This window comes from Paraherbaspirillum soli (assembly GCF_042654985.1).
Classification (GTDB): Bacteria; Pseudomonadota; Gammaproteobacteria; order Burkholderiales; family Burkholderiaceae_D; genus Paraherbaspirillum; species Paraherbaspirillum soli.
Window position 1 is genome coordinate 254,481 of sequence record NZ_JBHSMT010000008.1, and the last position, 14,842, is coordinate 269,322.

The 14,842-nt window shown below is 59.4% G+C and carries 15 protein-coding genes; 9 read left to right on the forward strand and 6 right to left on the reverse strand.

Annotated elements, in window-relative coordinates:
• Positions 1 to 38 precede the first annotated feature (38 nt).
• On the forward strand, positions 39 to 575 hold the full coding sequence (locus ACFPM8_RS03830) for a DUF2058 domain-containing protein (RefSeq protein ID WP_378995133.1): 537 nt from the start codon (positions 39 to 41) through the stop codon (positions 573 to 575).
• A 52-nt stretch (positions 576 to 627) separates the two neighbouring features.
• On the opposite strand, the gene ACFPM8_RS03835 is transcribed toward ACFPM8_RS03830, so the two are convergent.
• The 6 genes from ACFPM8_RS03835 to ACFPM8_RS03860 all read right to left on the reverse strand — a co-directional run bounded on the left by ACFPM8_RS03835 (position 628) and on the right by ACFPM8_RS03860 (position 8,095).
• Positions 628 to 1,908, reverse strand: coding sequence for a glycosyl hydrolase family 18 protein (locus ACFPM8_RS03835; RefSeq protein ID WP_378995135.1), 1,281 nt, complete (start codon positions 1,906 to 1,908; stop codon positions 628 to 630).
• Between the two features lie 220 nt (positions 1,909 to 2,128).
• A complete protein-coding gene (locus ACFPM8_RS03840; protein WP_378995137.1) occupies positions 2,129 to 3,685 on the reverse strand; it encodes a TolC family protein in 1,557 nt (518 codons plus the stop codon).
• Positions 3,672 to 5,681, reverse strand: a complete 2,010-nt coding sequence (locus ACFPM8_RS03845; RefSeq protein WP_378995139.1) for an FUSC family protein — start codon at positions 5,679 to 5,681, stop codon at positions 3,672 to 3,674. The genes ACFPM8_RS03840 and ACFPM8_RS03845 overlap by 14 nt, the downstream gene beginning before the upstream one ends.
• Positions 5,662 to 6,711, reverse strand: coding sequence for a multidrug transporter subunit MdtN (gene mdtN, locus ACFPM8_RS03850; protein WP_378995141.1), 1,050 nt, complete (start codon positions 6,709 to 6,711; stop codon positions 5,662 to 5,664). The genes ACFPM8_RS03845 and mdtN overlap by 20 nt, the downstream gene beginning before the upstream one ends.
• A complete protein-coding gene (locus ACFPM8_RS03855) occupies positions 6,708 to 7,028 on the reverse strand; it encodes a hypothetical protein (RefSeq protein ID WP_378995726.1) in 321 nt (106 codons plus the stop codon). Before ACFPM8_RS03855 ends, mdtN begins: the two co-directional genes overlap by 4 nt.
• Before the next feature lie 302 nt (positions 7,029 to 7,330).
• The gene (locus ACFPM8_RS03860; RefSeq protein WP_378995143.1) at positions 7,331 to 8,095 is read right to left on the reverse strand and encodes an SDR family oxidoreductase; all 765 of its coding nucleotides are present in this window, start codon (positions 8,093 to 8,095) and stop codon (positions 7,331 to 7,333) included.
• 170 nt (positions 8,096 to 8,265) lie between these two features.
• Here ACFPM8_RS03860 and ACFPM8_RS03865 point away from each other — a divergent pair, with 170 nt between their 5' ends.
• From ACFPM8_RS03865 to ACFPM8_RS03900, 8 genes are all read left to right on the forward strand, one after another.
• Complete coding sequence (locus tag ACFPM8_RS03865; RefSeq protein ID WP_378995728.1) at positions 8,266 to 9,177, forward strand: LysR family transcriptional regulator; 912 nt, start codon at positions 8,266 to 8,268, stop codon at positions 9,175 to 9,177.
• 79 nt (positions 9,178 to 9,256) lie between these two features.
• Positions 9,257 to 10,183, forward strand: a complete 927-nt coding sequence (locus ACFPM8_RS03870; RefSeq protein ID WP_378995145.1) for a LysR substrate-binding domain-containing protein — start codon at positions 9,257 to 9,259, stop codon at positions 10,181 to 10,183.
• Between the two features lie 402 nt (positions 10,184 to 10,585).
• Positions 10,586 to 11,287, forward strand: coding sequence for a pirin family protein (locus ACFPM8_RS03875; RefSeq protein ID WP_378995147.1), 702 nt, complete (start codon positions 10,586 to 10,588; stop codon positions 11,285 to 11,287).
• Between the two features lie 70 nt (positions 11,288 to 11,357).
• A complete protein-coding gene (locus ACFPM8_RS03880; protein WP_378995150.1) occupies positions 11,358 to 12,011 on the forward strand; it encodes a hydrolase in 654 nt (217 codons plus the stop codon).
• An 84-nt stretch (positions 12,012 to 12,095) separates the two neighbouring features.
• Entirely contained in the window at positions 12,096 to 13,955 is a 1,860-nt protein-coding gene (locus tag ACFPM8_RS03885) for an amidohydrolase (RefSeq protein ID WP_378995152.1), read from the forward strand.
• A gap of 20 nt (positions 13,956 to 13,975) precedes the next feature.
• Positions 13,976 to 14,194 carry a DUF1427 family protein gene (locus tag ACFPM8_RS03890; protein ID WP_378995154.1) on the forward strand — a complete coding sequence of 73 codons (219 nt, stop codon included), beginning with the start codon at positions 13,976 to 13,978 and terminating at the stop codon, positions 14,192 to 14,194.
• A gap of 12 nt (positions 14,195 to 14,206) precedes the next feature.
• On the forward strand, positions 14,207 to 14,359 hold the full coding sequence (locus ACFPM8_RS03895; protein ID WP_378995156.1) for a DUF1427 family protein: 153 nt from the start codon (positions 14,207 to 14,209) through the stop codon (positions 14,357 to 14,359).
• Positions 14,360 to 14,393: 34 nt separating this feature from the next.
• Positions 14,394 to 14,819, forward strand: a complete 426-nt coding sequence (locus tag ACFPM8_RS03900; protein WP_378995158.1) for a DoxX family protein — start codon at positions 14,394 to 14,396, stop codon at positions 14,817 to 14,819.
• Positions 14,820 to 14,842: the final 23 nt, after the last annotated feature.

Sequence of the window (14,842 nt, forward strand, 5' to 3'; positions counted from 1 at the left end):
TGTTATGCTAGCGGACCCCAATTTACGGAGCAGCACATATGGCCTCTTTACAAGAGCAATTTTTGAAAGCCGGCCTGGTCGACAAAACTAAAGCCAAACTGGTCAACCAGGACAAGAACAAGCAAAAGAAGATCGAGCGCCGGACCGGCACGGTCACTGTCGATGAAGCGCGCCTGGCGGCACTCGAAACGCAACGCAAGAATGCCGAACGGGCGCGCGAACTCAATGCCCAGCGCGATGCGGCCGCCGCCCAAAAGGCGATCGCGGCGCAAATTGCCCAGATGGTGCAGCAAAATCGCCAAAGCAAGGGTAGCGGCGACATTGCCTACAATTTCACCTACGACAAGAAGATCGAACGGCTGTACGTGTCGGCCGCGGTCCAGGAGCATTTGGTGGCCGGGCGCCTGGTGATCGTCTGCCAGGGCGACGCCAGGGAATTGGTGCCCAGGATAATCGCCGACAAGATCGCGGAGCGCGATCCCTCGCTGGTCGTGCGGGTCAACAAGACCAGCACCGAGATCGACGCGGACGATCCGTATGCGGCCTTCCAGAACCCGGACGATTTGATGTGGTAGCGCTGGTACACACCGGACCGCGATTGGCGGCCCGGCCTGTCAAACCATCCGCTCAGAGTTCCAGAGCGGAAATGAACTTATTGGTATAGCCCAGGGTGCCGGCCTTGCCGTAGTTGTTGCAGGTGTTGGACGAGTGGTTGTCCTTGTTCGCCGGGGCGCAATCGCGGTCGCGTTCAAACGACCAGAAATGGATGCCCGCCAGTTTATTGGCCGATGCGAAATTCGATACGGTGACGACGTCGGCCAGGGTGAAGGTCTCGTCGATACTGTCGTTACCACCGATCATCGGCGTCAACTCGATCTGGCTGTACGGGACTTTCCAGTGATTGTGCAAACTTTGGGCGGCACTGATCGCTGATTTGCCCATATCGCATTTGCGGCTGCTGTTGAGCGTGCACAGCGACGAATTTGCCTGCCCCGAATCGGCAAAATCCATGGTCATCAGATTGATCGTGTAATCCTTCAATCCATAGTTCTGGATCGCGGTCATCACCCTCACCCCCATTTTTCCCAGGCTTTGGCTTTCGTTGCCGCCATCGGTCGCCAGCGTAAAGCTGAAGCGCAGGTGCGGGTAAGTCGCCTGCGCCGCCGCTACCCGCGCGACCAGGTTGTTGATATCGCTTTGGCTCTGGGTATTCTCGATGTCGAAATCGATGCCCAACAGGTTGGCGCTGTAGTAGGTCTTGATGAACTTGGCGAAATTGGCGTCCGAGGTGCAGCTAAAGTTAGCGCCGCCGCCGCCGGTCGAGACGATGTATTTCTTGCCCGCGCTGACAAAACTGGCGACGTTGGCGGCGGCAAATGCCGCAGCCGAGACGCCGTTCCAGTTTTCGCTGCCGCAACTGCCGGTAGCAAACGCCCAGGTAACCGCCGACAGCTTGCCCGGCATCGCCTTGAGTAAAGGTTCCGACTTGCCGGTCACTGCGGTATTGAGTTGCGTGCCGTTGTAGTCCCCGGAATAAAAATAAGGGCTGAAAATGAAGCCGTTTGACGGTGCTTTCGATGGCGGTTTCGGCGTCGACGTCGAGCTGCCGCTGCAGGCAACGGGGGCCCAATACCAGCTGTTGGACGTCGGATTGCTGCCGTCGCTGCCGTTGCTGCCGGCATGCGTCTCTTTATAAAAAGAACCGTTGGCAGGGTATTTCACGATGCTGCCTACCGCATAGTCGACGCCTTCAGTCCAGGTGCTGTAGTGGCAAGTCGGCGCGGCTTGATGCCCGGCTTGCTCGACATCGGCAGCTGCCTCTGCACCATTCTGTTGCGTAGCGCCGTGCGCTGAAATTGCGAGGCATGAAAGACCGAGGGCTAGACCTTTGATCATCTTCAGTTTCAAATTATTCTCCTGGGTGGGCTTGGTTGGCTGGCGTAGCTATACGAAATGTCATGCGGTGTACTGCCGTATTTCTTGCTGCATTCAGCCACCTCACTCTTTATATTTTCATGAGGAAGAATGATTTAAGAGTCTCGTCAATGGCTGTCTATCCGTATCTGAGTGGCATCGCCATGCCAAGCGGTTCCATTGCCTGAACAGGCAGCGCACCATACCTCGCCGATCACCAGGCAGGCTGGGCCGCAATCGAATCGACGGAACCGGTCGCGAGCGCGAGCGTGGCCGCCGCCGACAATGCGGCGCTGTAACTGTCGGCATAGACATTCTTCGCCGCCAGCAATTGATTCTGCGCAAGCAGGGAATCCGTGACCGAGCCGACACCCTGCCGATAAGCATCGAACGCGGCATCGTACGTCACTTGCGCCGCGGCCAGCAGTTCCTTGGCGGCGGCGTGTGTCGCAAGGCTAGCCTGCAAGGTGTTCTGTGCCGTGACCACCTGCCGCACGGCCTCTTCGCGGCTGCGGGCCAGGCGGGTGGATGCACTGTCGGCATCATTGCGCGCCTGGGCAAGCGCAGCCGAACGCAAGCCGGCGTCATACAGCGGGATCGTCAAACCGACGATCACGTTCCCACCGTAACGGCTTCCGTTTACGTTGACAGTCGGCAGTTGCTGTCCGACCGGCGGAACCGCGGAAATCGACGAACTGCTCGTGTTGTACGCTCCGGTGGCCGATAAAAATACCTTCGGCATGAATTCCGCTTCGGCTGCCTTTACCTTCGCGAAATTGGCCCGTTCGGCCGCGTAGGCGCTCAACACATCGGGACGCCGGGCGATCGCGGACGCGACGATCCGGTCGATCGATTCGCTGATCGCAGGCGATAGTGGATGCACCGGCATTTCGGCGATCTTCGGTTTCGATAACGGCGAAATGCCCATCGCCGAGAGCAGCGCCAGATAGCTGTCGCTTTCCGTACCCTGCGCCTGAACCAGCCCGAGCTTCGCCTGCGCGAGGTTCCATTTGGCCTGCGCTACTTCAATGACGGTGCCGATGCCGCGTTTGTAGCGTGACTGAGCCGCAGTCAGAATCGCCTCGGCATTGTCGAGCCCCTGCTGCGCCGTGGCGATGCGCGAGCGTACCGCCTGATACGTATAGAACGCGGTACTGACGTTGTAGATGATCTGTTGGTGAGCGGCGGTAAAACCGATGTTCGCGATCACCGCCCCCTGCGACGCGGCTTCGACCCGCGCAGCGCGTCCGCCGAAATCGAATAGCAGCCACTGCAGCGACAGCACCGATGTCGCACCATGGGTCGAACCGCTGACCGACGAATCGCCGAGTATCGACGACCTGTTGCCGTGGCCGTTCGCGTATTGCCCCATGGCCGCCATGGACAGTTGCGGCAAGTACGCGCTCTTCGCGATGCCGGCCGCGAGCGCGGCGTTGCGCGCGTCGTTCCACGCGATGCGAGTCAACGGGTTGGCAGATTCGGCGATGTCGATCAGTTCCGGCAATCCGTATGCGTGCGTCTGTTCCAGTGCGGAGGGAGGCGGCACGGTCGCAAGCGCGGGATTGGCGGGTAATTGATAGCTTCTCGGCGGGGTAGCCAATGCCGACGTCGCTGCCGCCGGGCCCGGCACAATGGCGCCCGCCGCGTTCGTTCGCGGTTGCCATGGGCGATCGGGACCTTCGGGCGCCATGTCGAGCGACGATGTGGCACATCCTGCCAGGCTGGCCGCTGCCAGGATCGCCAGTGCGAATGACTGATTAAGTCGGCTCATGGGTATTTTGTTCCTTTGTCGCACCGCCCGAGGAGCCGTGCTTGAGTTTGATGAGGCGGGCGTTACCCAGGTTTATCAGCGCGACGCGCACAGCTGCAGTGAGCGCGTCGGTCGTCGCGTCTTTCCGGTCCGGATTAGGCCTGATCGTCTGTCCCACTTCGGTCGGTTCTGGCGATGCTGCGCCCGTCAGTCGCCGCAGCCAAGCGCCTATCGCCGCGTCGCCTGTGGATCGCTCGGCGAGCAGGAACATCGGCCCTTCCAGCGCTCCGAGTTCGGCCAGAGTGCGCTGACGCTCGGCAATCCATTGCGGCGCGGGACGCACCCACGAAGGCTCGTAGTGCGCCAGCGCGAGATCCTGAGCGAGTGCGCCGTACTGTGCCATCGCGCTCGCCGCCTGCGCGCGGCGCGTGGTCGTTTGGCCAAGCGCCGTGAGTCTCATCCATTGCTGTTGCAGCGCGGCGAGGGTAGCGTCGATCCGTACCGCGATGCTGACCGGCCACACGCGCGTGAAGACCAGATAGACGACCACATTGCCGAGCAATATCCCGATCGTGCGGTCGCGCGCGAGCGTCAGGTCGAACCCGGGTGCCGCGCCCTGGATCACGCACAGGAAGAACGCGAACGCGATCTGGAATCCGGCATAGGAAATACGCGGCGAACCGAACGCGACCCACGCCGAGAGCCAGGCGCCGATCAGCACGACACCCATCAGCTCGCCGACCGACGTCAGCCCGGGCATCACATACACGATTGCGGCGGTACCGAGCAGTGCTCCTATGAGACAGCCCGCGATGCGCAGCGTCAGTTTCTCGACGGTTTCAGCGGTCGTGCCGAGCGAAACCATGTAGACCGTGATGAAACAGGTGTGAATGCCGGGCCAGTCGAGCTGCGAATAGAGCAGGTAGCAGAACATGGCTGCCACGGTGGTTTTGAACGCGTAGCGGATGTGATCAGGATTCGTGAATGCGTCCGGCAGGAAGAAGCCGCCGCGCCTGGGCGGAGACTGCGCCGGCGCGGCCTCGGATTCGACCGCGGCGAAGCCGACGATCGCGTCGCGCAGGCTGGCGACGGCGATACGCATCAGCGGCGTCAGATTGCTGTCTGCCGGCAGGTCGAGTTCGATGTCGACCGGGTAGCCGCCGGCATCGAGCATGTCCGCCATCTCTTCAAGCGTCTCGATAATCGGCGCGCTGAACGCGGCAGGCAGTCGTCCCGATGGCTCATGCGCGGCCAGATCGGCGGCGACCAGGATCGCCAGCGTCGACGACACCGCTTGTTTCAACGCGCCTGCATCGGCGCGCACCGACGATCCTTCGACAACGGACAGTTTCAGCCACGTGCCGATTTGCGCATCGCCCTGGCGTAGGCAGGCGGCAAGTCCATCGCGCGCCGCATTTGGATCGTTCAGGCTGCGGGCGGCGAGCCGCAGGCGTTTGGCCAGTTCACGGCACGCCAGCCGGCGCGGCGACGGCGCGAGGATCAGGTTCACGCAAATCGCGATACCGATCGGGATCGCAACCATCAACCAGACATAGAGCAGCGCGCGCGTCGCCACTTCGCCAAATGGGACGCTGCCGAGCTTGTCAAGCGCAAACCCGACGATCATCGCGACAATCGCACCCACCGGTCGCAGCTTGCTCGCCGAGGTCACGAACAAGAGCCCTATCGACAGCAGCGCAATGCTGGCGACGCGCCAGACCGGATCGTCGAGCACGCATATCGCCACGATCAGCACGAGCCCCAGAAGGACGGTGACGAGTAGCAGCATCGCGACGCTCAGCAGCGCGCTCGTTAGCCTGTCGGGGCGATTCAAGAAGAACACGGCGTATGCGGAGATGGCCGCTTCAGGTGTGCCGTAAGCACTTGTCACAAGCGCCGTCAGCGCGCAGATGAGCGCAACGCGCCACGCCATCGCCGCACGTCCCGGATACGGCGCGAGCAGCTTCAGCAGAGCGGCCGCACCGGGCCGGCCAAAGTCAGCGGCAGGCTGCACCATGCCTGACCTCGACAATCGCGCTCGCACCGACTCGGACCAAGCGGGCGACCGGTTCGTCGAGATGCACACGCACCGGGAAACGCTGGGCGACGCGCACCCAGTTCACTGACTGGTGGACGAGCGGCAGCGCGCGCGGCAAATTGATGCGGTCGGAATCAGACACGCCCGCACCGATGCCGACAACTTTGCCGCGGATCGCTTGGCTGCGGTCGATCATCGAATACACCGTTGCGCAGTCGCCTACCTGAATCTGCGAAAGCGACGCCTCGCGGAAGTTCGCGACCGCGAACCATTCGTCCGCATGCACTAGCGTGAAGATCGACTGGTTCGGTCCGACCGTTTCGCCTGCCAACACGGAGAGCCCGGTGACGAAGCCGTTGTGCGGCGCGCGTACGACGGTCTCGTCGAGGTTGTGCTGCGCGAGCGCGAGTGCGGCCTCGCGCGCATGGACGGTGGCGATCGCATCCGCTTCGTCGCCGATCGATTGCGCAGTCGCCCGCTTTTGCTCCTGCGCCTGCTTGAGCGACAGCTCGGTTTCGCGTTGCGTGACCTGCGCTTGGTCCAATTGCTGAGCGGGCACGTAGCCCTTCGCGGCGAGCGGAGCGATGCGTTGCACAGTGCGTGTCGCCAATTCGTAGCTGCGCGCGGCCTTGCTGGCCTGGTCGTCGGCAATGACAGCGTTCGCGCGCTCGCTCGTGATCGTCTTGCGGCGCGTGTCGAGCGCTGCGAGCGCGAGTCCGAGATCGGCCTTGGCCTGCGCCAGCACCAGGCGATACGGTACGGGATCGATCTCGAACAGCACGTCGCCCTTAGCGACCCGCTGGTTCTCTTCCACCAGCAGCTTGACCATCCGCCCGCCGACCGGCGTCGCGACATGCACTACATCGGCGTCGATGGTCGCGTCGTCGGTCGACGGAAAGCGGGATGTCAGGTAATACGCGTAATACGCTGCGATCAGAGCCAGCGTGACAATCACGGCCGCGATCACGCGGCCTTTGAGGGAGATTTTGCGCATGCCGGCCATTTTCATATCAAGCGTCCTGTTCCAGAGAGCCAGACAAGTACGGCGACGGTCACGCCGATCGCCACGCAGACGGAAAGCTGGAACGGTACGATCTGCGCCCATCCGGTGGAGACGAAGACTCTGTGAGCGATCAGCGCGCTGATAAGACCGAGCACCCCGGCCAGGAGCCAGAGCGGAAAATAGGCACCGAAAATTTCATATGAGGGTGCGCCACGCGGCGCGCATCCTTGCAGGAACAGGCTGAGGACGGCGATAGCCGGCAGCTGCCGTGTGCGGCGCGCGCTTGCGTCGCCTATGCGTGGTTTGGTTAGTGTGAGCAACATGGTAACGGGGATGATTGTTGTTATGCCGGCAAACGTCATGATGCTTTATTTGGCAGCCAGCTCGACGCCTTCGAGTTCGGTTCGTGTGGCTTCTCCGTCTAAACGCAGCCCTTTCGATGCGGGAATTTTACATTGATCAGTTTTTATCTGTTGAGGGAATTTAACTATTTGCGAAAACATTGTTACGTGCATTGTTTTTTTCTAGGCCGCCTTAAGGCAGAGGTAATTGGCGAGTTGGGTAAAGCCGCGTTATCGCGGCCACCCATTTCGTCAATGCTTCCGAACCTGATTAAACAGGCTGATCACGCGCGGGTGATCGATGCGCCGCCATCGATCAACGAAGCCGTACCGGTGATAAAAGAAGAGTCATCCGAGGCCAGGTACAACACCGAACGCGCCAACTCCTCCGGCTGCGCGACGCGTTTCAGTGCATGCATGTTGGTAATGAACGCTTGCGATTCGGCGGTATTGTTCATGTCGCGATACATTTGCGTGTCAACTGCGCCCGGCAAAATCGCATTGACGCGAATCCCTTGCGGGCCATATTCAGCAGCCAGCGCCTGGGTCAGCCCAATCAGGCCGGATTTGCTGGCGGCATAGGCTGCCACCCCGGGGAATGCAAAGCTGTAGCCGACAAAGGTCGAAGTGAAAATGATGGAACCGGCGCCGGTTTTCAGCATCGCCGGGATTTGATGCTTGGCGCCCAGAAAACCACTGGTGAGATTGGTGTTTAGCGCCGCAGTCCAACCCTGTTCCGAGACACCGGTAGTTGGCCCCATTTCTCCCAGAATGCCGGCATTGTTGAAAGCCACGTCGAGACGCCCGAATTTTGCCAATGCCAATTCAACCAGGGCTTGTGCATAGCTTTCGCTGGTTACATCGCCAGCCAGGGCGACGGCAACGCCGCCATCTGCCGTGATCTCGGCCACCAAACTATCGAGTTCAGCCTGGCGCCTTGCTGCGACCACCAGTTTGGCGCCCTCGTTGGCAAACAACTTTGCCGTGGCGCGACCAATCCCTGCACTTGCGCCCGTGATGATGGCGACTTTTCCGTTTAATCGATTCATGGTGTTACTCCTAAAAGATTACTCATTGCCGGTTGGCTTACTGACTGATTGGGCAGTAACGCGTTAGCTCGGCCCGTGAAAACACTATATGACTCACAAATGCATTCATCAATACGATAAAAATGCATAATACGTTCAGCATTTATGAATCAACTACCGGGAAGAAAACGATGGATCGCATGCGTGCCCTTGAGGTATTTGTTGAAGTGGTGCGAAAAAATGGTTTCGCTCGCGCGGCTGACGCCCTGCAGACCTCTCCTGCCAACGTGACGCGTTATATCCGTGATCTGGAATCCCATTTGGGCACCAGGCTGCTCAATCGCAGTTCTCAGAAAATGTCGCTGACGGAAAGTGGCGAGGCGCTCTTTGAACGGGCCAAGGTGCTACTTGAAGAAGTCGCCGAAATCGAACTGATCGCATCATCGGCCACCATGAAACCGCGCGGCGTGCTGCGTATCAATGCGCCGCTAAGTTTCGGCATTCTCCATCTGGCGCCGCTCTGGCCGCAATTCCTGCTGCGCTATCCCGAAGTGGAGCTGAATGTCGCACTGATTGACCGCGTAGTGGATATCGTTGAAGAAGGCTATGACTTGGCGATTCGCATCTCACGTACCGGTTCGAGCTCCTATGCGGCGCGCAAACTCGCCACCTCACATAACATCGTCTGTGCCTCGCCTGCCTATCTTCGCAAGCACGGGACTCCGACAACTCCATCCGATCTGAGCAGCCACGCTTGCATCGGATACAGCTACTCTGCGACCGCCGACGAATGGAACTTCACGGATGTCGATGGCAAGGCCAGCTCCGTAAAGGTGTCATGCGTCATGCACACCAACAATGGCGATACTGCCCGCTCGGCGGCGCTGGCAGGACTAGGCATCATCTGGCAACCCAGCTTCCTGATCGGCGCCGACTTGAGCGCCGGACGACTTATACCGCTGCTGCCGGGCTATCGCTTGCCGGACATTGATGTCCTGGCGGTTTACCCGAGCCGCCGTCATCTCAGCGCGAAGGTTCGTGTCATGATCGATTTCCTCGCCGACGCCTTCAAAGGGACGCCGCCATGGGACGTCAATGCCTAGTGCGGAATGATAGACTGCGCCGGGTTGGAAATGCGCTACAACGTATGGAAAAGTTAGATAACCAAATTCAATATAGCGAATGTTAAGACTAAGCCTTGATGCTCTACAAATTCTGGACGCAATAGATCGACGAGGATCTTTTTCCGCCGCCGGCACTGAATTGCATCGCGTACCTTCGACGATTTCCTATACGGTCTCCAAGCTGGAGGATGATCTGGGCGTTCAAGTGTTTGAGCGTAACGGTCCGAAGGTCAGCTTGACGCCAGCGGGCGAAGAATTGTTAAGAGAGGGTCGGTATCTGCTGAAGGCGGCAGAAAACCTGGAGCACAGGGTGCGCCGGGTGGCTTCTGGCTGGGAAACGGAACTGTCCTTGGGCTTGGATTCCTTGTTTGCTCCGATTGCGCTAGCAGACATGATCAAGGAATTTTACATGGTAGCGGATCGCACCCGCTTGCGCATCATGCATGACGCAATGTCTGGAACCTGGGAATCCTTGCTTGAGCGGCGAGTGGATGTGCTGGTGGGTGCGGTGGGCGAAGGACCCTCCGGCGGTGGATACAACGCGCACTCATTGGGAAAAATTCCGTTTGTGTTTGCGGTCGCTCCTGGCCATCCTCTGGCGCGCATTGACAGACCGCTCAATAAGTCGGACTTGCATCCTTATCGTGCCGTCGTCGTGGCCGACTCGGCTCGAACATTGCGGCCGCGTACTGTAGGGTTGTTGTTTGGGCAGGACGCATTAACGATCCCTGATATACGTAGCAAATACCAATTCCAGTTGGCAGGACTAGGTTTCGGCTTCCTGCCCGAGCCATGCGCGCGCGCTGCCATCGCGTCCGGCGCACTGGTACAAAAAGACGTGGAAGAGCCTCGTAACGACGAAGAAGTTTTCCTGGCTTGGCGAACTGGCGAAAACGGTGCGGCGCTCAGCTGGTGGCTTAAGCGCATGCGTCAGCCTGGGGCATTTGAGCAACTGATGCGTTTTGTGCCGGGCGTCGATTTCTAAAGCCGCGACAACCATTAACTTGTATCCCGCTTGCTTTTGGCGGGCGCTTGACAGCCAAAAAGTCGGTCCGCAGGAACAGGCGCGCCGCATACTTCAGTAACTCCTTTAGGGAACCGGCGCAATCCCCGCCGGTTGCCGTCAACCAAGCCTAACTATCGGTCTTGCTCACTATTTGCTACTTACTGCCGCACATTTTCAATGTTCGAAATATTCGAACATACAACTGTAATTTATCCGTTTTTCTTTTGTTTCGCGAGTGAGCATAATTCAATCACTGAGTTTTCAGCAGGCAAATGCAGAAAATTCATAGAATTATTTATTCGAAATTATTCAACATAATTTTGCTGATGTTTATTCCAAGTAAGTTTTGGCGGCATCAGCAAGGAAGCGAAGGAGAACATCATGTTGCAAATTCGTAAGAGTGAGGATCGCGGGGTTGCCAATCTCGGCTGGTTGCATTCACGCCATACCTTTTCGTTCGGGCATTACCACGATCCGCAACACACAGGTTTTGGTCCGCTATTGGTCATCAACGAAGACCGCGTGCAACCGGCTCAGGGCTTTGGCACGCACGGACATCGCGATATGGAGATCATCTCCTACGTCCTGGACGGCGCGCTGGAACACAAGGACAGCATGGGTACCGGGTCGGTCTTGCACTACGGCGACGTGCAGCGCATGACGGCGGGAACCGGAGTTCGCCACAGCGAGTTCAATCACTCCCGCTCGGAACCGGTGCATTTCCTGCAGATCTGGATTACTCCCGACGTGCAAGGGATTGCACCCGGCTATGAGGAAAAGCACTTCAGCCCGGAGTCGAAGAAGGGGCAGTTACGCCTGATCGCTTCGCCGGACGGTCGCGACGGCTCGGTGTTGATCCATCAGGATGCCGCGATTTATGCATCGATTTTGAACGGAACCGACCAGGTCCAGCATGCGCTTGCCCCCGGGCGCACCGCATACCTTCATGTGGCGCGTGGACAACTGAGCGTGAACGGCACGATCTTAGCGGCCGGCGACGCCCTAAAAATGACTGATGAAAGCACGGTGACATTGAGTCAGGCCGAAGCCGCTGAAATCTTGTTATTCGATTTACCTTATTAATTTCACCTAATCCAACCCGGCCCTTGCCAAGCATCGGCCTTTATTCATGACCTACCTCAAGGAGCGCATCATGCCCGTAGCAAAAGCAGAACCTGGCAAGACCATGTTAAATCCCAGCAACCACACCCTGATCATGATCGACCATCAGTCGCAAATGGCTTTTGCCACCAAGTCGATTGATGTGGCCTCTTTGCGCAACAATGCGGCCCTGGTCGCCAAGGCCGCCAAAGAGTTCAAGGCGTCGACCATACTGACCACGGTCGCTGAAAAATCCTTTTCCGGACCTATGTTCGACGAGATCAAATCGGTGTTCCCCAACGAGCAGGTGATCGACCGTACCACCATGAACACCTGGGAAGATGGCCGCATCGCCGAGCGCGTGAACGCCATCGGCAAAGGAAAGATTGTGCTGGCCGGCTTGTGGACCTCGGTATGTATCGTTGGCCCGGCGTTGTCGGCCTTGGATCAGGGCTTTGAAGTGTATGTGATCGCCGATGCTTGCGGCGACGTGTCCGACGAAGCTCACCAGCGTGCGATGGAACGCATGATTCAGGCCGGCGCCCGCCCTATGACTTCGCTGCAATATCTATTGGAATTGCAGCGCGACTGGGCTCGCGGCGAGACCTATGATCAGACGGTCGCCACCTCCATCGCCCACGGCGGCGGATACGGCCTGGGCCTGATCTACGCCAAGACCATGTTCAATGCGAGCGAAGGCCACTAAATAGGCCCAGGCGCCAAGCTCGGCCGGTTGCCATGCCGCCAGGCGCGACCGGCCGGTTTCAACAGCTAATTTTTGAGAGGCATCATGCACGCCGACCTGATTCTCCACAATGGACGCATCCACACCGTAGACCGCGGCCAGCCCACGGCTAGCGCCGTTGCCGTCAAGGACGGCAAATTCCTGGCGGTCGGTTCCACCGAAGACGTCATGCAATACAAGACGGCTGCCACCCAGGTCATCGACCTGCGGCGGCGCACCGTCATCCCGGGCTTGAACGACTCGCATATCCATTTGATACGCGGCGGCCTGAACTACAACCTGGAGTTGCGCTGGGAGGGCGTGCCTTCGCTGGCAGATGCCCTGCGCATGTTGAAAGAACAGGCGGCACGCACGCCGCATCCGCAGTGGGTGCGCGTGGTCGGTGGCTGGACCGAGTTCCAGTTCGCCGAAAAGCGCATGCCCACCCTGGAAGAAATCAATGCCGCGGCACCCGATACGCCGGTCTTTATCCTGCACCTGTATGACCGCGCGCTATTGAACCGGGCGGCCCTGCAAGCGGTTGGCTATACCAAGGACACGCCCAATCCGCCAGGCGGAGAAATTCAGCGCGATGCCGCCGGCAACCCTACCGGACTGCTGATCGCGCGCCCGAATGCGATGATCTTGTATGCGACTCTGGCCAAGGGGCCCAAGTTGCCGCTGGATTTGCAAATCAACTCCACCCGCCAGTTCATGCGCGAACTGAACCGGCTGGGCTTGACCAGCGCCATCGACGCCGGCGGCGGCTTCCAGAACTATCCGGAAGACTATGCCATCATCGATCAGCTTGCCAAGGAAGAGCAACTGACCGTGCGCATCGCGTATAACCTGTTCACGCAAAGAAAAGGCCAGGAACTGGAAGATTTCCAGCAATGGACACAGATGGTCCAACCGGGCGACGGCAGCGACTTTTACCGCCACAACGGCGCCGGCGAAATGCTGGTGTTTTCCGCGGCCGACTTTGAAGACTTTCTGGAACCTCGGCCCGACTTGGCTGCCGGCATGGAAGACGAATTGGAAAAAGTCGTGCGCCATCTGGTCAGCCAGCGCTGGCCCTTCCGCCTGCACGCCACCTATGACGAATCGATCAGCCGCATGCTGGATGTCTTTGAAAAGGTCAACCGCGAGATCCCGTTCGACGGCTTGCATTGGTTGTTCGATCATGCCGAAACCATCTCGGACCGGAATATAGAGCGGGTGCGCGCCTTGGGCGGCGGCATTGCGATTCAACACAGGATGGCGTTCCAGGGCGAGTACTTTGTCGAGCGCTATGGCGCCGACGCGGCGCGCACCACGCCGCCCGTTGCCAAGATGCTGGAAATGGGCGTGCCGGTGGGCGCCGGCACCGATGCCACCCGGGTGGCCAGCTATAACCCGTGGACCGCCTTGTATTGGCTGGTGTCGGGCCGCACCGTGGGAGGCCTGCGGCTGTATGACGCTGCAGCGCGTTTGTCGCGCGACACCGCACTGGAATTGTGGACCACGGGCAGCAGCTGGTTTTCCAATGAGCAGGGCAAGAAGGGGCAGATCAAGGCTGGTCAATTGGCCGACCTGGCCGTGCTCTCGGCCGACTTCTTCAGCGTCGACGAAGAAGACATCAAGGGCATCGAATCCGTGATGACCATCGTCGGCGGCAAGATCGTGTACGGCGCGCAGGAATTCGATTCGCTGGCCCCGGGCTCCCTGCCCGTTCTGCCGGACTGGTCGCCGGTAGCGAAGGTCCCCGGCCACTACCGGCCCGCTTCCAAAACTGCGGCACAACGCCAGGCCTTGCTGCCGCACCAGTGCCGCGGCGCCTGCGGCGTGCATGCGCATGCGCACGACGTGGCGCGCAAGTCCAGCGTGCCGGTGTCGGAGTTTGCCGGTTTCTGGGGCGCGCTGGGCTGCAGTTGCTTTGCATTTTGAGCCGGCCAGGAGAAACCATCGTGCCTTACACCAAAATCGTCGTCGGCTTGCTGCTGTCCTTTGTCGTTGGCATTGCCTGTCGCCTGACCCACATTCCTGTACCTTCGCCGCCGGTTCTGAGCGGCGCCTTGCTGGTGCTGATGATGAGTACCGGTTACTGGCTGGTGGATCGTTATTGCCAGCTGCGTGCGGCCGACAACAAGGACCTGTGCGCCGGACATGCGATCGAGAAGAAATGAAGGGGATATGACATGGAACTGGCAATTGGAGCTTTATTGGGCCTGGCCATCGGCGCATTCTGCCGCTGGCAAGACATCCCATCCCCGGCGCCGCCCACGCCCATAGGAGCGCTGCTGGTTGTAGCCATGAGCGCTGGTTATGTGCTGGCCGGAACTTTTGTTTAAACAAGACCAATCAACGACGATAGGACTATGCGCGATGACGATGATGAACTTTGACAGTGGTAGTTGGATGAAGCAGGGCACCCCCGATGCCGGCCTGCTCCTGCTCAGGTTGGCCGGCGCCTTCCTGCTGCTATATGTGCACGGCCTGCCCAAGCTGCTGCACTACAGCAGCGAACTGGGGCACATCGAAGATCCTTTTCATATGGGAGTCGGTCTCACGTTGTCGCTGGCGATTTTTGCCGAAGTGCTGTGCCCGCTGCTGATCGCCGCGGGCTTTCTTACCCGGCTGGCCTGCCTGCCCATCCTGTTCCTGCTGTTGGTGTCCATGGTATTTGTGCACCCGGAATGGAGTATTGCAGAAGGTCAGTTCGGATGGCTGCTGATGACCATCTTCGCCGGCATAGCGCTGGCGGGACCCGGACGTTTTTCGCTGGAAACCGCGCTGCGAGATCGCGGATGAGGCCGGAATCGGAGATGGGATCG

What these genes read in the sequence shown, in the direction of transcription:
- ACFPM8_RS03830 (WP_378995133.1), top strand. Translation starts at nt 39, where the DNA reads ATGGCCTCTTTACAAGAGCAATTTTTGAAAGCCGGCCTGGTCGACAAA.
- ACFPM8_RS03840 (WP_378995137.1), bottom strand. Translation starts at nt 3,685, where the DNA reads ATGAGCCGACTTAATCAGTCATTCGCACTGGCGATCCTGGCAGCGGCC.
- ACFPM8_RS03845 (WP_378995139.1), bottom strand. Translation starts at nt 5,681, where the DNA reads ATGGTGCAGCCTGCCGCTGACTTTGGCCGGCCCGGTGCGGCCGCTCTG.
- mdtN (WP_378995141.1), bottom strand. Translation starts at nt 6,711, where the DNA reads ATGAAAATGGCCGGCATGCGCAAAATCTCCCTCAAAGGCCGCGTGATC.
- ACFPM8_RS03855 (WP_378995726.1), bottom strand. Translation starts at nt 7,028, where the DNA reads ATGTTGCTCACACTAACCAAACCACGCATAGGCGACGCAAGCGCGCGC.
- ACFPM8_RS03860 (WP_378995143.1), bottom strand. Translation starts at nt 8,095, where the DNA reads ATGAATCGATTAAACGGAAAAGTCGCCATCATCACGGGCGCAAGTGCA.
- ACFPM8_RS03865 (WP_378995728.1), top strand. Translation starts at nt 8,266, where the DNA reads ATGGATCGCATGCGTGCCCTTGAGGTATTTGTTGAAGTGGTGCGAAAA.
- ACFPM8_RS03870 (WP_378995145.1), top strand. Translation starts at nt 9,257, where the DNA reads ATGTTAAGACTAAGCCTTGATGCTCTACAAATTCTGGACGCAATAGAT.
- ACFPM8_RS03875 (WP_378995147.1), top strand. Translation starts at nt 10,586, where the DNA reads ATGTTGCAAATTCGTAAGAGTGAGGATCGCGGGGTTGCCAATCTCGGC.
- ACFPM8_RS03880 (WP_378995150.1), top strand. Translation starts at nt 11,358, where the DNA reads ATGCCCGTAGCAAAAGCAGAACCTGGCAAGACCATGTTAAATCCCAGC.
- ACFPM8_RS03885 (WP_378995152.1), top strand. Translation starts at nt 12,096, where the DNA reads ATGCACGCCGACCTGATTCTCCACAATGGACGCATCCACACCGTAGAC.
- ACFPM8_RS03895 (WP_378995156.1), top strand. Translation starts at nt 14,207, where the DNA reads ATGGAACTGGCAATTGGAGCTTTATTGGGCCTGGCCATCGGCGCATTC.
- ACFPM8_RS03900 (WP_378995158.1), top strand. Translation starts at nt 14,394, where the DNA reads ATGACGATGATGAACTTTGACAGTGGTAGTTGGATGAAGCAGGGCACC.